Origin of the sequence: Mycolicibacterium arabiense, assembly GCF_010731815.2 — a bacterium.
Classification (GTDB): Bacteria; Actinomycetota; Actinomycetes; order Mycobacteriales; family Mycobacteriaceae; genus Mycobacterium; species Mycobacterium arabiense.
In genome coordinates this window covers 5,164,294-5,182,657 of the sequence record NZ_AP022593.1, presented here as the reverse complement: position 1 = coordinate 5,182,657, position 18,364 = coordinate 5,164,294, and the positions used below count along the sequence as shown (strand labels likewise).

The window sequence follows — 18,364 nt, the reverse complement described above, 5'->3', positions numbered from 1 at the left end:
CCGGCGCGGGCTGCGAAACTCATCGCGGACTTCCCGGGTCGGCTCCGGTCGGGGCAGCCGCATTAGTAACGTGAGGTCGCCGGCGATGAGCGCTGGCGAGGACAGAAGACGGAGTACATGGCCGTGACCAACGTGGGCGCAGTACAGACCGTGTCGTTTCGCGGCGTCGACGACTTGAACCTGGTCGCCGACGAGTGGAACCGCGACGCCCCCTCGGCAGCCGATCGGCCGACCATCGTCATGCTGCACGGCGGTGGCCAGAACCGGTACTCCTGGAAGAACACCGGGCAGATCCTGGCCGACGCCGGCTTCCACGTCGTCGCCCTGGACAGCCGCGGACACGGCGACAGCGACCGCTCGCCGACGGCCACGTACACGGTCGAGGCACTGTGCAGCGACACGCTCGCGGTGCTCTATCAGATCGGCAGGCCCGTCGTCCTGATCGGCGCCAGCATGGGCGGGCTGACCGGCATCGCCGCCGCGCACGAGGCGGGGCCCGAGTTGGTCACCAAGCTGGTCCTCGTCGACGTGGTGCCGCGCTTCGAGAAGGACGGCAGCGCCCGCATCCGCGACTTCATGTTCAGCCACGTCCATGGCTTCGACTCGCTGGACGACGCCGCCGACGCCGTGGCCGCCTACCTTCCGCACCGCGACAAGCCGCGCAACGTCGAGGGGTTGAAGAAGAATCTGCGGCTACGCGACGGCCGGTGGTATTGGCACTGGGACCCGGCGTTCCTCACCAAGCCCGAGGACGATCCCTTCGTGCGGGTCGAGAAACTCGAGCAGGCGGCGATGAACCTCGAGATCCCGCTGCTGCTGATCCGCGGCAAGCTGTCCGACGTCGTCAGCACCGAGGGCGTCGAGGACTTCCTGGCCAAGGTGCCCGCGGCCGAGTTCGTCGAACTGTCCGACGCCGGGCACACCGCAGCGGGTGACGACAACGACGCCTTCACCGACGTCGTGGTTCGGTTCGTCAACCCGTGAGCGCCGGCTTCACGTTTCTCGAGCAGCCCGAACTCCCCGCACCCCAGGTCAGCGAGGCTCAGGCCGAACAGCTGCTCGCCGAGCACTACGGCATCGCGGCGCGCGCGGAATCGCTTGGCAGTCAACAGGACAAGAACTTCCTGCTGCGCGGGGCCGACGGTGTCACGCTCGGGGTGCTGAAGGTGGCGAACCCGGCCTTCACCGCGACCGAACTCGACGCTCAGGACGAGGCCGCCGGGCTCATCGCCAACGCCGAGCCGACGCTGCGCGTCGCGGTACCCCGGCCCAACCTCGCGGGTGCGCGGTCGACGACGGTCCACGGTCTGCTCGACGGCCCGGCGCACGTGCGTCTGCTGCCGTTCGTCGACGGCGGGACGTACGTCGACACCGGGTACCTCTCCCCTGAGATCGTCTCGGCGATGGGCACTCTCACGGGCCGGGTGAGCCGGGCGCTGCGGGACTTCACCCATCCGGGGCTCGACCGGGCGCTGCAGTGGGATCTGCGGTTCGGGGCCGACGTGGTGCACGCGCTGGCCGGTCACGTCGCCGATCCGGACGTGCGCGACCGCCTGACCGTCGCGGCGACGCTGGCCGGGGAACGGGTCGCGGCACTGGCCGACCACCTGCCGCGCCAAGCGGTGCACCTGGACCTCACCGACGCCAACGTGATCGCGTCCGCAGAGACGGGATTGCCCGACGGCATCATCGACTTCGGTGATCTCTCCGACACCTGGGCGGTGTCCGAACTCGCCGTCGGGCTGTCGTCGGTGCTCGGACATCCCGGCGCGTCGCCGACCTCGATCCTGCCCGGCGTCAGGGCCTTTCACGCGATCCGGCCGCTGTCCCGCGCCGAGGCGGACGCGGTGTGGCCGCTGGTGGTGCTGCGCGCCACGGTGCTGATCGCCAGTGGTGCGCAGCAGGCCACGCTCGATCCCGACAACGCCTACCTCACCGAGCAGTCCGACGCCGAGGCGCGGATGTTCGAGCTGGCGACCTCGCTGCCGATCGACGTGATGCCCGGCGTCATCCGGCACGCCCTGGGTCTGGTCGACCCGCCCGCGGCGCTGGCCGGGCTCCCCCTGGTGGCCGACGTGTCCGCCGACACCATCGCCGTACTCGACCTCTCCTCCACCTCCGACCTGTTCGACGACGCGTTCGAGCCGGGCGGCTGGCTGCCGGCCGGCGTCGAGAACCGCTTCGCCGACGAGGCCGTGCGCGCCGGTGCCGCCTTGGTCGCCACGGGGTTCGGCCGCCCACGTCTGACCCGCGCGCCTGCGTTGAGCCAGAGCAGTCCCGCCGTCGTGCCCACCGGCATCGCGCTGTGGCCCGGCCGTGAAGTCACGATCACCGCACCGTGGTCGGGCGAGGTCGAGCGCGTCGACAACGGTTTCGTCCTGCATTCGACCGATCTCGAGATCTCCGTCGCGGGCGTCGAGTTGGCCGCGACGGGTCCCGTCGACGCCGGGACACCGCTGGCGACCGCGGCACCAGGACAGTGGTTCGCCGTCGCCGCCAAGCCCGTCGGCGCGCCGCCGGCGCCCGCCTTCACCACTGCCGAACTCGCGCCGGGCTGGCTGGCGCTGGCCCGCGATCCTGCGCCGCTGCTGGGCCTGCCCGCCGCGTCCTACTCGGCGGACCGAGACCTGTTGGCGCGCAGGGACGACAGCTTCGCCAAGGTGCAGGAGCACTACTACGCCGATCCCCCGCAGATCGAGCGGGGCTGGCGGCACCACCTGATGTCGACGTCGGGCCGGGTATACCTCGACATGGTCAACAACGTGGCGGTGCTGGGCCACGCCCATCCGCGGGTGGCCGACGCGGCGGCGCGGCAGCTGCGGCGCCTGAACACGAACTCGCGCTTCAACTACGAGGCGGTGGTGGAGTACAGCGAGCGCCTGGCGGCCACCCTGCCCGAGCAGTTGGACACGGTGTTCCTGGTCAATTCCGGTTCGGAGGCAAGCGATCTCGCGATCCGGCTGGCCACCGCGGCAACGGGCAGGCGCGACGTGGTGGCGGTGCGCGAGGCCTACCACGGCTGGACCTACGGCACCGACGCGGTGTCGACGTCGACGGCCGACAACCCGAACGCGCTGTCCACCCGGCCGGATTGGGTGCACACCGTCGAGTCGCCGAACAGCTTCCGCGGCAAGTACCGCGGCGCGGACGTTCCCCGGTACGCCGAAGATGCCGTGCGCTGCATCACCGACCTGGCCGCCGAGGGCAGGCCGGCGGCCGGGTTCATCTGCGAGACGGTGTACGGCAACGCCGGTGGCATGACGCTTCCCGACGGCTACCTCGCCGACGTCTACGCGGCGGTCCGCGCCGCCGGCGGGTACGCGATCGCCGACGAGGTCCAGGTCGGTTACGGCCGTCTGGGCGAATGGTTCTGGGGCTTCCACCAGCAGCAGGTGGTGCCCGACATCGTGTCGGTGGCGAAGTCGACGGGCAACGGCTACCCGCTGGGCGCCGTCATCACCAGCCGCGCGGTGGCCGATGCCTTTTCCTCGCAGGGCTACTTCTTCTCGTCCACGGGTGGCAGCCCGCTGTCGTGCGTGATCGGGCTGACCGTGCTCGACGTGCTCGCCGACGAGGCCCTGCAGGGCAACGCCAAGCGCGTCGGCACCCACCTCAAGGAGCGCCTGCTCGGGTTGCGCGACCGGCACCCCATCATCGGCACGGTGCACGGCATGGGCCTGTACCTGGGCGTGGAGATGGTCCGCGACCCCGAGACGCTCGAGCCCGCCCCCGAGGAGACGACGGCGATCTGCAACCGGATGCTCGACCTCGGCGTCGTGATCCAGCCGACCGGCGACCACCAGAACATCCTGAAGACCAAGCCCCCGTTGTGCATCGACCTCGCCGGCGCGGACTTCTACGTCGACACCCTCGACCGCGTCCTCACCGAAGGCTGGTAGGGCCGTCAAGTTCATCCGGCGAGCGTGCGTGTCTGCGGGCGACACGCCGCTCTCCGGAGCGAGTTCACGCACGCTCGTGTCCGAATTCCGGCGCAGCGTGGCCTGATTGGCAGCGGTGGCGCGACGACGGGTGCCCTACCGTCGGTGGCGATGTCCGCGATACTGCTCAGCGCCCACGTGATCCTCGCGATCCTCGCCATCGGCCCGATCACCGTGGCGGCCAGCGTCTTTCCTCGCTACGCCGACAACCCCGCCGTCGCATCGGTGCTGCACCGGATCTGCGTGACGTACGCGGCCGTCGGCATCGCGGTGCCGCTGTTCGGAATTGCAACCGCGGCGTCGATGGGCGTGCTCACCGACGCGTGGGTATTGGTGTCGATCGGGCTGACGGTCGCGGCGGCGATCGTGCTGGTGGCGAGCATCCTCCCGGCGCAGCGCACTGCCCTGGCCGGTGCGGGCTTCGGCAGGCTGGCGATGACGACCGGCGTCTTCAATCTGCTGTGGGTGACGGTCACGGTGCTGATGATCGTGCGGCCGGGTTCCTCGACCGGCGTCTGACGTCCTGCGCGAGCGTGCGCGAACTCGGGTTTCCACCCGGCATGTCGCCCGCAGACACGCACGCTCGCCGGAGGAGGTACCCCGCGAACCGACCTAGCCCACCGGGTGTGGACGCGGCATTGAATACTTGACCCCGTGTCGGGAGCCATGATCGTGGTCTACGTCCTCGCCGCCCTGGCGGTCGCCGAGGGCGTCGCGCTCGTCGTGCTGTCCCTGCGACTGCGGGCGCGCGACGAGGAGATCGACGCGCTGACCCGTCGACTGAACACCCGTGCGAACCTCCTGTCCGGCGGGCGCGAAGCGGTCAAGCAGGTCTGGCAGACGGCCAACATCATCCGCAAGGAGGGCCTCGGCGCCGCGGTGCGTACCTCCATCGAGGACCTCGCCGACTGGGCGGAGGTGGAACGGCCGGACCTCGCGCGGCTCGCACCGAACGGCCGCATCGCGATCCTGTTCTCCGACATCGAGGAGTCGACGGCGCTCAACGAGCGGATCGGCGACCGGGCGTGGGTCCGCCTGATCGGCCGCCACGACAAGATGGTTAGCCGCCACGTCAAGCGCCACAACGGTCACGTCGTCAAGAGCCAGGGCGACGGCTTCATGATCGCCTTCGCCGAGTCAGAGGACGCGGTGCGGTGCAGCATCGGCATGCAACACGCACTCAGCAAGCGGCCGAACGGGATTCGGGTCCGCATCGGCATCCACGTCGGCAAGTCGGTGCGCCGCGGCGACGACCTGTTCGGCCGCAACGTCGCGATGGCGGCCCGGGTGGCCGCGGCAGCCGACGGCGGCGAGATCCTGGTGAGCGAACCCGTCCGGGACGCGGTGAGCGCCCTCGACGACATCGAATTCGACGCTGGCCGCGAGGTGGAACTCAAGGGCTTCAGCGGCACCCACCGGCTCTACGCCGTCGAGTCCTAGGCGTCCTCCGGCGGCGGTGACACCTCGGCCAGGCGCTGCTGCAGCCGCGCGCGGACGTCGTCCGGTGTGTAGGCGTTGCGCTTGCGTTGGTCGCGGGCGACCAGCGCGCCACCTGCCACCACGCCGGCGACGCCCGCCAACCCGACCCACTTCCAGATCCCTCGCATCACAGGGATTCTGCCTAAGCTGCGCTGGTGAATGCGAACACCGTGACGTTGGAGCGGGCGCTGGCCGAGACGCGGACGGGTGACGTGTGGCTGTTTCGCGGCGATTCCGGCCCCGACCGGGCCATTCAGACGATGACCAACGCGCCGGTCAACCACGTCGGGATGACGGTGGCGATCGACGATCTGCCGCCGCTGATGTGGCATGCCGAACTGGGCGCGAAGCTGCTCGACGTGTGGACCGGCACCCACCACCGCGGCGTCCAGCTCAACGACGCGCGACAGGCCGTCGAGCAGTGGCAGAACGAGTACGGCCAGCAGTGCTGGTTGCGACAGCTCACGCCGTACGCCGACCGCGCGCAGGAGGACGCGATGCTGCGCGTGATCGCGCGGATGGATGGCACCGCGTTCCCGACGACCGCGCGTCTGACCGGACGGTGGATCCGCGGCAGGCTGCCGATCGTCAGCGACTTCACCCGAGGCCTCCCGTTCGTGCACCGTCTGGTCCGGGAGTCGGCCGAGCGGAAGAAGCGGGAACGGCTCAAGGTCGGATTGCAGACGGCCTACTGCGCGGAGACGGTCGCCATCACCTACGAGGAGATGGGTCTGCTCACGACTGAGAAGCACCACAACTGGTTCGATCCGGGCAAGTTCTGGAGCGGTGACGAGCTGCCGCTGACGGAGGGATATCGGCTCGGCGACGAGATTCCCGTCGTGCTCTGACCGCGGTGCGACACCGCTGCGGGTGTGACCCAGGAGACTCACCGAATAAAACCGACGACATATGCGTTATCACGCATGATTCGGTCCGTCGATGTTCATCCCCGAGGTCGACGGACCGAATCACTCTCCCCGAGCACGGCTCGCCGGTTCTCCATCATCGGCCGTCGGACACTTCGTCTCGATCTGGAACGTGTGCCACGTCGCCTCCCCGACATCGGGCGGCATCCGTCCGCGAAACCGGTACGTCTCGTCGACCCTGCTCACCTCGACCTCCGCCGGGTCGGCGATGAATCCCGCGACGTCGTCGTAGCGCAATGCCACCCGTTCGGCGATCAGCCGGCCACGTTCGATCACGACCGCACGGAACATCTGCTTGCCGGGCCCGTTGACGAAGATCACGACGACGCCGTCGCCGCGCGTACACGACACGTCGTCGGTCCTGATGGCTCCACGCTCGCCGTCGAAGACCAACGTCGTCTCCACCTCTGGTCCGCGACTGCACCCACCGACGGCCATCAAGACTGCGGCGCACGCCACTGCCCGACCGGGCCTCACCGCGGCGACGCGCATGTCTCGAGTATGACTGCCGCGTCCGCCATCCACCCGCTACCTGCGGGTTCGGCGCCTCGAACGACCAGACACGTTTCGTAGGGCGACGACGGCGGGTACAGGCGTTGCGTCGGGGGGTCGCGTGCGACCCCCGCCGCTTTGCGGCATGGGTCGTGAACAACGGTCGATGTGCCGCTGCCGGACACGGCAGTGGCGGACGAGGAGTTCACGATGCGTATCAAGAAGATCGCAGCAGGTGCAGTGGCCACGGCGGCCCTCGGCTTCGGAGTGCTCGGCGCCGGTAGCGGCGTAACACTCGCCAAGCCGAACGACCCCGCACCCGGTCCGCCGGGACCCAGCGGCCCCGGCCCGTACTGGCTGCCGGGCGATGCGCCGGGCCAGAATCCGATCGGCCCGCCGGGGCAGGTCAAGAACGGCAATCCGTACGTTCCCGGCCTGACGGGCGTGCCGCCCGGCCACTGGGGCGACCCCGGCTACGCCGGACTGCCCCCGACCTGGCGCCCGGTCAACTGGTTCGACCTCGGCATCTTCGAGCCGCAGCCAGTGGTCTACAACCCCGACGCCTTGGCGTGGGGCATCTGGTGGGTCGACCGGTTCATCCCGTTCGTGGCCTGACGCACTCGAGGATGGCCGCTCTGCATCAGCAGGGCGGCCATCGTCGTGCCTGGGTCAATGTCGGCGTTCGGTGTCGGTCGACTGGCGCGAGATCTCGGCCTGTTCGCGGCGCGCTTCGGCTTGGCGGCGCTGCTCGGACGCCTCGGCGCGCTGCACGCGCTTGCGTTCGCGCTCCTCGGGCGACCCCTCGCGGACGTCGGCGAGCCGCTCCCGCTCGTCGGCGACTGCTTCGCGTTCGTCGGCGATGTGATCGCGTTGGTCGGCTACGCGGTCGCGTTCGTCGGCTAGATACTCTTGGTCGTGGCGGTTGGCGCGCGCCTTCTCCAGATCCCGCCGGCAGTCGTCGAGTTCGGCCTCCAGCCGATGTCGGTCGGCCGAGCCAGAGTTCCCGTCCGGAGCGGACATCGGATCACCTCCGACTGGAACGCTACGCCCCGCCGCGACGGCTCAGCGGCCGACCAGCGAGCCGTACTGCGGGCAGTAGGTGGCGACGGCGCCCCGGACGAGGTTCGCTGCCTTCCCCTTGTCGAGGCCCTGATTCTGCAGCCCGGTCACCAGCCCGCGAACGGTGCGGACGGGTTCGACCCGCCCGGCGTCCATCGACTGGCAGACCTCACGCCCGATCTTGATCGCGTCCTCGTCGGAGTTCACCGGAACTTCGAGTTGCTTCACGACGTCCAGGAACTGCTGATCCTGGGGCGTCACGTCAGCCCATGCGGGCGCGGCGGCCGTCAGGCCGGCCCCGAGGGCGGCCGCCCCGGCGACCAACGCGGACGAGACGACTTGAACCAACCGCCGAGTGATCACGATGAGTCTCCTGTTGTGACGGTGTGAACTGCTGAGCACCACGGTACTGCTGTTAAGGAAGTGACACACCCCGTCGTGTGTCGATCTACACGTTGAACCGGAACTCCACGACGTCCCCGTCGGCCATCACGTAGTCCTTGCCCTCCATGCGCACCTTGCCCGCGGCCTTCGCGGCGGCCATCGATCCGGCGGCGACGAGGTCGTCGAACGACACGATCTCGGCCTTGATGAAGCCCTTCTCGAAGTCGGTGTGGATGACGCCTGCGGCCTTTGGTGCGGTGTCGCCGCGGTGGATCGTCCACGCGCGGGACTCCTTCGGTCCGGCGGTCAGGTAGGTCTGCAGGTTCAGGGTGTGAAAGCCGGCCCTAGCCAACGCATCCAGGCCGCGCTCGGACTGGCCGATCGACTCGAGCAGTTCGGCGGCCGATTCCTCGTCGAGTTCGATCAGCTCCGACTCGATCTTCGCGTCGAGGAAGACGGCATCGGCGGGCGCGACCATCTCGCGCAGTTCGGCCTTGCGCGCGTCGTCGGTGAGGATCGTCTCGTCGGCGTTGAACACGTAGAGGAACGGCTTGGTGGTCATCAGGTTCAGCTCGCGCAGCACCGTGACGTCGGTCCCGGCAGCGAAGAGGGTGGTACCGCCGTTGAGGACGTCCTGCGCGGCGACCGCGGCCTCGTGCACGGGCTTGCGGTCCTTGTTGTTGCGGGCTTCCTTCTCCAGCCGCGGGATCGCCTTCTCCAACGTCTGCATGTCGGCGAGGATCAGCTCGGTCTCGATCACCTCGATGTCCGACTTCGGATCGACCTTGCCGTCGACGTGCACGACGTCGTCGTCGGCGAAGACGCGCACCACCTGACAGATGGCATCGCACTCGCGGATGTTCGCCAGGAACTTGTTGCCCAGCCCGGCGCCCTCCGACGCCCCCTTCACGATTCCGGCGATGTCGACGAACGTGACCGGCGCGGGCACGGTCTTCTCCGACGAGAACATCTCGGCCAGCTTGTCCAGACGCGGGTCCGGCAGGGCGACCACACCCTCGTTGGGCTCGATCGTCGCGAAGGGGTAGTTGGCGGCGAGGACGTCGTTACGCGTCAGCGCGTTGAACAACGTCGACTTGCCCACGTTCGGCAGCCCGACGATTCCGAGGTTGAGGCTCACGGGTGCGAAGTCTATGAGACGCGCCTTGGCACGCCGGTGTCCGCTGGCAGCGCTTCCTGCGTCGCAGCCGGTACGGTCGACGTGTGTCAGGACAGCGTGCGCGCTCGGCGGTCCCCGCCGACCAGCGATCGGTGCTGCCCCTCGTCCCCGGTCTGCCCTGGTGGGGGGCGGTGCTGCTGGCGGTGATCGCCTCCGCGATCGGCTTCGCCATCGACGCCGGTTCGGGCACCAAGTCGCTCAGCGGCACCTTCGTCGTGTGCTACGTCACTGGCTGCGTCCTCGCAGTGCTCGCGGTGCGTCAGTCGAGCCTCTTCACCACGGTGATCCAGCCGCCGCTCCTGCTCTTCGTCGCCGTGCCGAGTGCGTACTTCCTCATGCACAGCAGCGAGATCAAGGGCATGAAGGACATCCTGATCAACTGCGGCTACCCGTTGATCGAGCGGTTCCCGCTGATGTTCTTCACGGCGGTGACGGTGCTCGCGATCGGTGTTGCGCGCTGGTACCTGCACCGCACGGCGCAGCGACATGCCCCCCAGGACGTCGCCGACGACGTTGCGGACGAGGCCCCCAGCAAGCGCCGCAGCAGGCGAACCACCGTGGTGGACGACGCCGACGAGGACCCGCCCGTCAAGTCGCCCAAGCCCGCCAGAGCACCCAGGGCCGAACGGGGCGACAGGCCCGACAGGACGTCTGACGGCCGGCGCAGCCGCAGGCACTCAATCGACCGTGACGGCCCAGCCGACGACGACTCGCCACGGCCCCGCAAGGCCCGCCCGGCGGGCAGTGCGTCGCGGTCCCGCCATACCCGCCCGCCGGAGACCGAGATCATCGACGCGGTGCCGCCGCGTCCGCGCCGTACCCGTCCGCCGGTCGACCCCGAGTCGGAGCCGCGTCGTCGGCCCCGCAGCGATGACGCGAGGGAGCGACGCGATGCGCCGCCGGTCGCGCGTCGCAGCACCGGTGATCGCAGCGAACGGGCGGCGCGCAGCGAACGGCCCGTGCGGCGGGATCGGTCGGAGCGCTACGAGCGGCCCGAGGGTCGTTCCGAACGTCGGTCCTACCGCGATTCCTACGAGTCCCGCGACTCCTACGACCCCTTCGAGGGACCGGTCAACGGCACGCCGTCGAGCAATGGCCGCAGCCACGCTGACAGCACGCACCACCCGGTGTCACGGGTTCGCTACCGCGGCTCCGACGACGACGATCCGCGCGTCGAGCACCGCACCCGGCCGCGACGCAGTCGCGACGCCTGGGACTACGAGGACTGACCCGAGGGTCCGTCAGGAGCGCGCCGCCCGGATCTCCCTGGGCAGGGCGAAGACCAAAGTCTCGTTGGCCGTGGTGACGGGCTGCACCGTGTCGTAGCCGTATTCGGCCAGCCGGTCCAGCACGCCACGCACCAGCACCTCGGGGACCGAGGCGCCCGACGTCACGCCGACGGTCGTCACGCCCTCGAGCCAGGCGGGGTCGACGTCCTCGGCGTAGTCGACCAGGTAGGCGGCCGTGGAACCGGCGCCCAACGCCACCTCCACCAGCCGCACCGAGTTCGACGAGTTGCGGGAGCCGACCACTATCACCAGGTCGCACTCGGGCGCCATCGCCTTGACCGCCACCTGGCGGTTCTGCGTGGCGTAGCAGATGTCGTCGCTGGGCGGGTCCTGCAGCGTCGGGAACTTCTCCCGCAGCCGGCGGACCGTCTCCATCGTCTCGTCGACGCTCAGCGTGGTCTGCGACAACCAGATCACCTTGTTCGGGTCGCGCACGACGACCTTGTCGACCGCGTCGGGGTTGTCGACGACCTGCACGTGGTCGGGTGCCTCGCCTGCGGTGCCGACGACCTCTTCGTGCCCTTCGTGGCCGACGAGCAGGATGTCGAAGTCGTCGCGGGCGAACCGTTTGGCCTCGTTGTGCACCTTGGTGACCAGCGGGCAGGTCGCGTCGATGGTCTTCAGATTGCGCTCGGCGGCCTCGACGTGGACGGTCGGGGCGACCCCGTGGGCGGAGAAGACGACGATGGCACCCTCGGGCACCTCGTCGGTCCGCTCGACGAACACCGCACCGGCCTTGGCCAGGGTCTCGACGACGTACCGGTTGTGCACGATCTCGTGCCGGACGTACACCGGGGCACCGTGCTTCTCGAGGGCGCGTTCCACGGTTTCGACGGCTCGGTCGACGCCCGCGCAGTACCCGCGTGGCTCGGCAAGCAGGACGCGCTTTCCAGTCGTCCGTTCGACGACCGTGCTGGCGGCACCCGGGATGCCCATGTTGATCGTCGGTGGCATGCCACCAGGGTACTTACCCGCGCCCCCTACCTGCCAGCCGTAGGCTGCACGCATGGCTACTGCACCCTATGGAGTCCGTCTGCTGGTCGGCGCGGCGGTGACGGCGCTGGAGGAAACCCGTCGGCTACCGCAGACCATCCTCACCTACCCGATGACGATGGTGAGCCAGGTGGCTCAGATGGTCATGAAGGTCCAGCAGGACGTCGCCGACCTCGTGAACAGGGGCGACGAGACCCTGGAGAACCTGTTCCCGCCGAAGGACGAGCAGGCCGAGTGGGCGACGTTCGACGAGGACCTCGGCGACGACGAGGACGACTCCGACGACGACGGTGCCCGCGCCGGCGACGGCGAGCGGCTGACCGAGGGACGCTTTGCGCTCTACAGCACCGGCGAGCCCGAGACGGTGAACCCCGTCACCACCGAGGACGCACCGGCGGAGGCGCCCGAGATCGTCGCCGAGTTGGACTACCAGACCCTGACGCTGGCCCAGCTGCGGGCGCGGCTGCCCTCGCTGAAGGTCGACGACCTCGAGGCGCTGCTCGCCTACGAGGAGTCGACGAAGGCGCGCGCTCCCTATCAGACGCTGCTGGCCAACAGGATCACCCGCGCGACCGCCAAATGACCTTCCCCGTCGCTGCGCTCGCCCGAGCATGACCGAACAGGACCAGCCCGCGGACAAGCCGGGCAAGTCCCCGGAGAACCCGTACCCGGTCCGTTCGGTCTCGATGATGGTCAAGGACTGGATCGACCGGCTGGGCACGGTGTGGGTCGAAGGGCAGATCGCCCAGATGACCGTGCGGCCCAATTCCAGCACGGCGTGGATCACGCTGCGCGACCCGTCGGCCGACATGTCGCTGCAGATCACGTGTCCGCGCGATCTGGTGCACAACGCCCCGGTCAAGCTCGCCGAGGGCACCCGCGTCGTGATGCACGGGCGGCCCAGCTTCTTCGTCGGCCGTGGTTCGTTCTCGTTGCGCGTCAACCAGATTCGCGCGGTTGGCATCGGTGAGCTGCTGGCCCGCATCGACCGGCTGCGCCGCCTGCTCGACGCCGAGGGCCTGTTCGACCCGCGGTTGAAGCGGCCCATTCCGTTCCTGCCCGGCACGATCGGGCTGATCACCGGCCGCGCCAGCCACGCCGAGAGCGACGTCGTCTCGGTGGCGACGGCGCGCTGGCCCGCGGTGCGCTTCGCGATCCGCAACCCCGTCGTGCAGGGACCCAACACCGTGCCCCAGGTGGTCCAGGCGCTGCGGGAACTGGATGCGGACCCCGAGGTCGACGTCATCGTCGTCGCGCGCGGCGGCGGCAGCTTCGAGGACCTGCTGCCGTTCTCCGACGAGACGCTGTGCCGGGAGATCGGCCGGTGCACCACGCCGGTGGTCACCGCCATCGGCCACGAACCCGACAATCCGCTGTGCGACCTCGTCGCCGACGTCCGCGCCGCGACGCCCACCGACGCCGCCAAGCGCATCGTTCCCGACGCAGCGGCCGAGCAGGCGATGGTCGACGACTGCCGCCGCCGCAGCGCGCAGGCGCTGCGGAACTGGGTCCGGCGCGAGCACCACCACCTGACCCAGCTGCGGAGCCGGCCGGTGCTGGCACGTCCGCTGGCCGCGATCGACGCCCGCGCCGACGAGGTGCACCGCGCCCGGGCCGCCGCCCGCCGCGACGTGACCCGGATGATCTCCGCGGAATCCGACCGGATCGGCCACATGTCGGCGCGGCTGACCACGCTGGGCCCCGCCGCGACCCTGGCGCGTGGTTACGCCGTCGTGCAGGCGGTGGCGAGCGACGGCACGACCACGGTGTTGCGCACGGTGGCCGACGCACCGGCCGGGAGCCGGTTGAGGATTCGAGTGTCCGACGGCGCCGTCGGGGCCGTGAGCGAGGGGGAAGATGAAGCCCATTAGTCAACTCGGCTACGAAGAGGCCCGCGACGAGCTGACCGAGGTGGTGCGCCGCCTCGAGCAGGGCGGACTCAGCCTCGACGAGTCGCTGCAGCTCTGGGAAAGGGGCGAGGAGCTGGCCAAACGGTGCGAACAGCATCTGGAGGGCGCCCGTCAGAAGGTCGAGAAGGCACTCGCCGCGAACGACGACGACGAAGGTTGAGATGGCAACCAGTGGCGAGCGGTAGGCTCGAAACTGGAACACGTTTCAGTTATGCTTCCCGGCCATGGGTGACCCAACGCTGACCACCGATCTCGGCCACGTGCTCGTCACCGGGGGTTCCGGCTTCGTCGGAGCCAACCTCGTGACCGAACTCCTCAGCCGCGGCCTGCGCGTGCGCTCCTTCGACCGCGCACCGTCCCGGCTGGCCGACCATCCCGCGCTCGAGACGGTCGTCGGCGACATCACCGATCCCGGCGACGTCGCCAGCGCGGTCGCCGGCGTCGACACCGTCATCCATACCGCAGCCATCATCGACCTGATGGGCGGCGCCTCGGTGACCGAGGAGTACCGCAACCGCAGCTTCGCGGTCAACGTCGGTGGCACCGAGAAGCTGGTGCGCGCCGCGGCGGCGGCCGGGGTGAAGCGGTTCGTCTACACCGCGTCCAACAGCGTGGTCATGGGTGGACAGGCCATCTCGGGTGGCGACGAGACGCTGCCCTACACCGAGCGATTCAACGACCTCTACACCGAGACCAAGGTCGTCGCCGAGAAGTTCGTGCTCGCCGCCAACGGCGTGGAGGGCATGCTGACGTGTTCGATTCGGCCCAGCGGCATCTGGGGCCGCGGTGACCAGACCATGTTCCGCAAGGTGTTCGAGAGCGTGCTCGCCGGCCATGTCAAGGTGCTGGTCGGCAACAAGGACGTCAAACTCGACAACTCTTACGTGCACAACCTGATTCACGGTTTCATCCTGGCCGCCGAACACCTCGTGCCGGGCGGCACCGCACCTGGGCAGGCGTACTTCGTCAACGACGGCGAGCCGATCAACATGTTCGAGTTCTCCCGGCCCGTCGTGGCGGCCTGCGGTGAACCGTTCCCGACGTTCCGGGTGCCGGGACGCCTGGTCTGGCTCGCGATGACGGCGTGGCAGTTCCTGCACTTCCGCTTCGGCCTGCCGAAGCCGCTGCTGGAACCCCTTGCCATCGAGCGCATCACGCTCGACAACTACTTCTCGATCGACAAGGCCAAGCGCGACCTCGGCTACGAACCGCTGTTCACCACCGAACAGGCCATGGCCGACTGCCTGCCGTACTACACCGACCTGTATGCGTCGATGAAGGCCGCCGGGCAGGCGGCCCACGCCACCGCCTGACCGCCGCTACTGCACCAGCGACAGGGCGTGCGCGCGTCGTAGCTTGCCCGACGGCGTCTTCGGGATGCTGCCGGGTGCCAGCACCACGACCTTGCACGGCCGGACGTCGACCTCACCGAACACCTCGTGGGCGACGGCGCGTTGGATGCGACGGACCTCGGCGCGATCCTCGAACGCGGCCGACTCGACGGCCACCGCGAAGGTCTCCCGCGATCGCTCGCCGTGCAGGCGGACGGCTACCGAGCAACCCGAACGCACTCCCTCGACCCGCCCCGACGCTCGCTCGACATCGGTCGGGTAGACGTTGCGCCCGCCCATGATGATGACGTCCTTGACGCGTCCGCACACGACGATGTGCGACTCCTCGGTCAGGTAGCCCAGATCGCCGGTGTCGTACCAACCTTGGTCGTCCTGCGTGGAGACGAATCCGCCGACGGTGGTGTACCCCGGCGAAAGCGGTTCTCCGCGAACCTGGATCACACCGACGCCGCGCACCGGTAGCACGTTGGCGTCGTGATCGATGACGCGCACCTGCAGCCCCGCCAGCGCGGGTCCGAGCGTCGCGAGCCGACGGACGTTGCCCGTGGTCGCGGGCACCGCACGGTGCAGGACGGCGAGCATGTCGGCGTCGACCCGATCGGTCATCAAGCCCGAGCCGCTCATCGAGAACGACACCGCCACAGTGGTTTCGGCCATGCCGTACGCCGGCACGATCGCCTCTGGCCGCAGTCCGAACGGCTTGCCGGCATCGCACAGGTCCTCGACGACCTCGGGTTCCACCTGCTCGGCGCCCGAGAGCGCCCACCGCAGCGAACTGAGGTCGAACTGGTTGGGCTGCGCCTGGTTCCGCAACCGCTTGGCCAGCAGCGCGTACGCGAAGTTGGGGGCCGCGGTCATCGTGCCCTTGTACTGGTCGATGAGCCTGGCCCACAGCAGTACGTCACGCAGGAAGTCCATTGGGGTGATCTTGACCAGCTCGGCGCCGAAGTACATTGGGACGACCAGGAATCCGGTCATGCCCATGTCGTGGAACAGGGGCAGCCAGCTCACGATGACGTCGGTGTCGATGTCGAACTCCGCGCCGACGAACATCGCCTCGGCATTGGAGACGAGGTTGCGGTGGGTGATCCGCACGGCCTTGGGGGGCCCCGTCGAGCCGGACGTCAGCTGCAGCAGCCCGACGGACTCCTCGTCGACGTCGAGCGGGTCGATGGGCTCGGCCGTCAGCAGGTCGGCGATCACCAGAACGGAGACGCCACTCTCGACGAGCACGGGCGCGGCGGCCATGAACGGCTCCGACACCACGACCGTCGTGGAGCCGAGCGTGTCGACCACCCGTCGGGTCTCCTCGGCCCAGGCCAGCAGATTGGTTCGCGGCGTGGGCTGGTGCAGCATCGTCACGCTCGCGCCACGCATCCAGGTGGCCTGAGCGGTCGGGGCGATCTCGACCGGTTCGCCCGCCAGCACGGCGACGGCGTCTCCGGGACCGACACCCGCGGCGGCGAGACCGCCGGCGATGCGCCTGGCGCGTTCGTGCACCTCGGCCCAGCTCTGCCGCAGCGGTGCATGGGGCTCACCGGTGACGAAACCGCACGTACTCGTCTTGGCGTTCGCGTACATCGCGTCGCAGAAGCGGCTCACGCGGTCTTGCCTTCGGCGTCGGCGAACGAGCCGAGGAGGTGCACGACCACCGACGCCGTCATCGGCACCGTCGACGCGGTCACGGCGGCCAGCACGCGGTCGCCGACGCTGGTGGCGCAAGAGGCCGGAACGATGCTCAACACCGCATCGCGCGAGTGGCTTCCGACGAGGTAGATCATGCCCGGGGAGACCAGCGAGTACGGGTCGACGCACACCGCCACACCGCGTCTGATCACCCGGGAGGGCGCCGTGCGCCAGGCTCTTGGGTCGTACACCACGCGTCTGACCTCGCCGATCATCGATCCGAGGATCGACATCAGATCGGGCAGTTCGGTTCGCAGGTCGGCGCTATTGGGCCACCACACGCCGTCGACGCCGCCGCGGGTCGTAGACCGCTCGCAGAACGCCAGTCGAGAAGAAGTCTTGTCCGGGGGACGTGTCGACACCATGGACGGTGCTCCCATCCAGGTAGCCGAGCAGTCGCAAACGGTGGCCGATTGCTTGACCACGCGAGTAGCTCGCGACCGTCCGAGCGTAACCCACGCATGGCCCGAACCATGGCGGACGCGGTCGCGGCGAGATATCGACTCGGTGCCGGAAGAATGAAGTGCCTCGACGGCGGGGAGTTGCCGAAAGGCGCCCGCACATCCCTCTAGAGTGCGAGGTGGTAAGCCGGTCTAGGGAGGGTCATGTCGGACGCAGTGCTGGTGACGGGGGCTTTCGGCCTCGTCGGGTCGGCCACGGTGAAGCGGCTCGCAGCCGATGGACGCAACGTCGTGGCGACCGACCTCGACGTGCCGGAGAACCGCAAGGCCGCAGGCGACCTGCCGCCGGGTGTCGAGGTGCGGTGGGCCGATCTGACCGACCCGGCGGAGGTCGCCGGATTGCTCGGCGCCGTCCAGCCCGCCGCGATCATCCACCTCGCGGCGATCATCGCCCCGTTCTGCTATGCGCGAGCGGCGTTGGCGCGCAAGGTCAGTGTCGATGCCACGGGCTACCTCGTCCACGCCGCGCTGGCCCAGGACACCCCTCCGCGGTTCGTCCAGGCGTCCAGCGTCGCGGTCTACGGCGCGCGCAACCCGCACCGCATCACCGATCTGCTGTCCGCCGAGACCCCGATGCACCCGACGGATCTCTACGGCACGCACAAGGCCGAGGCCGAGGAACTCGTCCGGTCGTCGGCGCTGGACTGGGTGGTGCTGCGCCTCGGTGGCGTGCTGACCACCGACATCAGCTTCGACATGAAGCCGGAATTCCTCTTCTTCGAAAGCGCCCTGCCCACCGACGGCCGCATCCAGACCGTGGACGTCCGTGACGTCGCACGGGCCTTCGCCGCGGCGACCATCGCGGACTGCGTCGGCGAGATCCTCCTCATCGGCGGCGACGACGCCACCCACCGACTCACCCAGGGTGACATCGGTCCCGCGACCGCCGCGGCGATGGGACTCGTCGGCGCCCTGCCGATCGGTCGGCGCGGCAACCCCGACAGCGACGACGACTGGTTCGCCACCGACTGGATGGACACCTACCGGGCGCAGGAAGTGCTTCGCTTCCAACACGTTTCGTTCCCGGACATCCTCACCGAGACCGCGGACAAGGCCGGCTGGAAGCGCTACCCACTGCGCACGGTCGCACCGGCCGTCGGCTTCATGCTGCGCCGGCAGTCGGCGTACCGCGACCACCCGGGACAGTGGGCCGACCCGTGGGGCGCCATCCGCGCCAAGTGGGGCGACCCGGGGCCCGACCGCGTCACCCAGTGAGCA

The 18,364-nt window shown here is 69.3% G+C and carries 20 protein-coding genes; 12 read left to right on the top strand and 8 right to left on the bottom strand.

Annotated elements, in window-relative coordinates:
* Positions 1–117: 117 nt before the first annotated feature.
* The 4 genes from G6N61_RS26680 (at position 118) to G6N61_RS26665 (ending at position 5,378) form a co-directional block, all read left to right on the top strand.
* Entirely contained in the window at positions 118–984 is an 867-nt protein-coding gene (locus G6N61_RS26680; protein ID WP_163923478.1) for an alpha/beta fold hydrolase, read from the top strand.
* Positions 981–3,899, top strand: a complete 2,919-nt coding sequence (locus G6N61_RS26675; RefSeq protein WP_163923474.1) for an aminotransferase — start codon at positions 981–983, stop codon at positions 3,897–3,899. The genes G6N61_RS26680 and G6N61_RS26675 overlap by 4 nt, the downstream gene beginning before the upstream one ends.
* 150 nt (positions 3,900–4,049) lie before the next feature.
* Complete coding sequence (locus G6N61_RS26670; RefSeq protein ID WP_163923471.1) at positions 4,050–4,457, top strand: hypothetical protein; 408 nt, start codon at positions 4,050–4,052, stop codon at positions 4,455–4,457.
* 147 nt (positions 4,458–4,604) lie between these two features.
* Positions 4,605–5,378: an adenylate/guanylate cyclase domain-containing protein gene (locus G6N61_RS26665; RefSeq protein WP_163925126.1), complete on the top strand. Its 774-nt coding sequence runs from the start codon at positions 4,605–4,607 to the stop codon at positions 5,376–5,378.
* Here the strand turns inward: G6N61_RS26665 and G6N61_RS26660 are convergent.
* Complete coding sequence (locus G6N61_RS26660) at positions 5,375–5,545, bottom strand: hypothetical protein (protein WP_170314493.1); 171 nt, start codon at positions 5,543–5,545, stop codon at positions 5,375–5,377. The two genes, G6N61_RS26665 and G6N61_RS26660, sit on opposite strands and share 4 nt — an antisense overlap.
* 27 nt (positions 5,546–5,572) lie before the next feature.
* On the opposite strand from G6N61_RS26660, the gene G6N61_RS26655 reads away from it, so the two are divergent.
* Positions 5,573–6,265 (top strand): guanylate cyclase, encoded by a 693-nt coding sequence (locus tag G6N61_RS26655; protein WP_163923468.1) that lies wholly within the window; start codon positions 5,573–5,575, stop codon positions 6,263–6,265.
* Between the two features lie 120 nt (positions 6,266–6,385).
* Here the strand turns inward: G6N61_RS26655 and G6N61_RS26650 are convergent, their stop codons facing one another.
* Positions 6,386–6,835, bottom strand: a complete 450-nt coding sequence (locus G6N61_RS26650) for a lipoprotein LpqH (protein ID WP_163923465.1) — start codon at positions 6,833–6,835, stop codon at positions 6,386–6,388.
* A gap of 210 nt (positions 6,836–7,045) precedes the next feature.
* Between G6N61_RS26650 and G6N61_RS26645 the strand changes: the two genes are divergently transcribed.
* Positions 7,046–7,450, top strand: a complete 405-nt coding sequence (locus G6N61_RS26645) for a hypothetical protein (RefSeq protein WP_163923462.1) — start codon at positions 7,046–7,048, stop codon at positions 7,448–7,450.
* Positions 7,451–7,504: 54 nt separating this feature from the next.
* Here G6N61_RS26645 and G6N61_RS26640 read toward each other — a convergent pair whose 3' ends face one another.
* The 3 genes from G6N61_RS26640 to ychF all read right to left on the bottom strand — a co-directional run bounded on the left by G6N61_RS26640 (position 7,505) and on the right by ychF (position 9,416).
* The gene (locus G6N61_RS26640; protein ID WP_163923459.1) at positions 7,505–7,855 is read right to left on the bottom strand and encodes a hypothetical protein; all 351 of its coding nucleotides are present in this window, start codon (positions 7,853–7,855) and stop codon (positions 7,505–7,507) included.
* 42 nt (positions 7,856–7,897) lie between these two features.
* Positions 7,898–8,257, bottom strand: a complete 360-nt coding sequence (locus G6N61_RS26635) for a DUF732 domain-containing protein (RefSeq protein ID WP_163923456.1) — start codon at positions 8,255–8,257, stop codon at positions 7,898–7,900.
* A gap of 85 nt (positions 8,258–8,342) precedes the next feature.
* Positions 8,343–9,416, bottom strand: a complete 1,074-nt coding sequence (gene ychF, locus G6N61_RS26630) for a redox-regulated ATPase YchF (RefSeq protein WP_163923453.1) — start codon at positions 9,414–9,416, stop codon at positions 8,343–8,345.
* A gap of 83 nt (positions 9,417–9,499) precedes the next feature.
* Between ychF and G6N61_RS26625 the strand changes: the two genes are divergently transcribed.
* Positions 9,500–10,684, top strand: coding sequence for a DUF6542 domain-containing protein (locus tag G6N61_RS26625; RefSeq protein ID WP_163923449.1), 1,185 nt, complete (start codon positions 9,500–9,502; stop codon positions 10,682–10,684).
* A gap of 12 nt (positions 10,685–10,696) precedes the next feature.
* Here G6N61_RS26625 and G6N61_RS26620 read toward each other — a convergent pair whose 3' ends face one another.
* Complete coding sequence (locus tag G6N61_RS26620; protein ID WP_163923446.1) at positions 10,697–11,698, bottom strand: 4-hydroxy-3-methylbut-2-enyl diphosphate reductase; 1,002 nt, start codon at positions 11,696–11,698, stop codon at positions 10,697–10,699.
* Positions 11,699–11,750: 52 nt separating this feature from the next.
* On the opposite strand from G6N61_RS26620, the gene G6N61_RS26615 reads away from it, so the two are divergent.
* The 4 genes from G6N61_RS26615 to G6N61_RS26600 all read left to right on the top strand — a co-directional run bounded on the left by G6N61_RS26615 (position 11,751) and on the right by G6N61_RS26600 (position 14,960).
* Positions 11,751–12,320, top strand: a complete 570-nt coding sequence (locus G6N61_RS26615) for a lipid droplet-associated protein (RefSeq protein WP_163923443.1) — start codon at positions 11,751–11,753, stop codon at positions 12,318–12,320.
* A 28-nt stretch (positions 12,321–12,348) separates the two neighbouring features.
* Positions 12,349–13,608 (top strand): exodeoxyribonuclease VII large subunit, encoded by a 1,260-nt coding sequence (xseA, locus tag G6N61_RS26610; protein WP_163923440.1) that lies wholly within the window; start codon positions 12,349–12,351, stop codon positions 13,606–13,608.
* Positions 13,595–13,807: an exodeoxyribonuclease VII small subunit gene (locus tag G6N61_RS26605; protein ID WP_163923437.1), complete on the top strand. Its 213-nt coding sequence runs from the start codon at positions 13,595–13,597 to the stop codon at positions 13,805–13,807. The genes xseA and G6N61_RS26605 overlap by 14 nt, the downstream gene beginning before the upstream one ends.
* Positions 13,808–13,871: 64 nt before the next feature.
* Positions 13,872–14,960, top strand: coding sequence for a 3-beta-hydroxysteroid dehydrogenase (locus tag G6N61_RS26600; protein WP_163923434.1), 1,089 nt, complete (start codon positions 13,872–13,874; stop codon positions 14,958–14,960).
* A 6-nt stretch (positions 14,961–14,966) separates the two neighbouring features.
* On the opposite strand, the gene G6N61_RS26595 is transcribed toward G6N61_RS26600, so the two are convergent.
* Both G6N61_RS26595 and G6N61_RS26590 read right to left on the bottom strand, forming a co-directional pair.
* The gene (locus G6N61_RS26595; RefSeq protein WP_163923431.1) at positions 14,967–16,601 is read right to left on the bottom strand and encodes a fatty acyl-AMP ligase; all 1,635 of its coding nucleotides are present in this window, start codon (positions 16,599–16,601) and stop codon (positions 14,967–14,969) included.
* The gene (locus G6N61_RS26590; protein ID WP_163923428.1) at positions 16,598–17,065 is read right to left on the bottom strand and encodes a DUF5994 family protein; all 468 of its coding nucleotides are present in this window, start codon (positions 17,063–17,065) and stop codon (positions 16,598–16,600) included. The genes G6N61_RS26595 and G6N61_RS26590 overlap by 4 nt, the downstream gene beginning before the upstream one ends.
* 225 nt (positions 17,066–17,290) lie before the next feature.
* On the opposite strand from G6N61_RS26590, the gene G6N61_RS26585 reads away from it, so the two are divergent.
* A complete protein-coding gene (locus G6N61_RS26585; protein WP_163923426.1) occupies positions 17,291–18,361 on the top strand; it encodes an NAD-dependent epimerase/dehydratase family protein in 1,071 nt (356 codons plus the stop codon).
* Positions 18,362–18,364 lie beyond the last annotated feature (3 nt).

Excerpts from the sequence above, each read along its gene's own strand:
- G6N61_RS26680 (WP_163923478.1), top strand. The coding sequence starts at position 118 with ATGGCCGTGACCAACGTGGGCGCAGTACAGACCGTGTCGTTTCGCGGC.
- G6N61_RS26670 (WP_163923471.1), top strand. The coding sequence starts at position 4,050 with ATGTCCGCGATACTGCTCAGCGCCCACGTGATCCTCGCGATCCTCGCC.
- G6N61_RS26665 (WP_163925126.1), top strand. The coding sequence starts at position 4,605 with ATGATCGTGGTCTACGTCCTCGCCGCCCTGGCGGTCGCCGAGGGCGTC.
- G6N61_RS26660 (WP_170314493.1), bottom strand. The coding sequence starts at position 5,545 with ATGCGAGGGATCTGGAAGTGGGTCGGGTTGGCGGGCGTCGCCGGCGTG.
- G6N61_RS26650 (WP_163923465.1), bottom strand. The coding sequence starts at position 6,835 with ATGCGCGTCGCCGCGGTGAGGCCCGGTCGGGCAGTGGCGTGCGCCGCA.
- G6N61_RS26645 (WP_163923462.1), top strand. The coding sequence starts at position 7,046 with ATGCGTATCAAGAAGATCGCAGCAGGTGCAGTGGCCACGGCGGCCCTC.
- G6N61_RS26640 (WP_163923459.1), bottom strand. The coding sequence starts at position 7,855 with ATGTCCGCTCCGGACGGGAACTCTGGCTCGGCCGACCGACATCGGCTG.
- G6N61_RS26620 (WP_163923446.1), bottom strand. The coding sequence starts at position 11,698 with ATGCCACCGACGATCAACATGGGCATCCCGGGTGCCGCCAGCACGGTC.
- G6N61_RS26615 (WP_163923443.1), top strand. The coding sequence starts at position 11,751 with ATGGCTACTGCACCCTATGGAGTCCGTCTGCTGGTCGGCGCGGCGGTG.
- xseA (WP_163923440.1), top strand. The coding sequence starts at position 12,349 with ATGACCGAACAGGACCAGCCCGCGGACAAGCCGGGCAAGTCCCCGGAG.
- G6N61_RS26605 (WP_163923437.1), top strand. The coding sequence starts at position 13,595 with ATGAAGCCCATTAGTCAACTCGGCTACGAAGAGGCCCGCGACGAGCTG.
- G6N61_RS26600 (WP_163923434.1), top strand. The coding sequence starts at position 13,872 with ATGGGTGACCCAACGCTGACCACCGATCTCGGCCACGTGCTCGTCACC.
- G6N61_RS26590 (WP_163923428.1), bottom strand. The coding sequence starts at position 17,065 with ATGGGAGCACCGTCCATGGTGTCGACACGTCCCCCGGACAAGACTTCT.
- G6N61_RS26585 (WP_163923426.1), top strand. The coding sequence starts at position 17,291 with ATGTCGGACGCAGTGCTGGTGACGGGGGCTTTCGGCCTCGTCGGGTCG.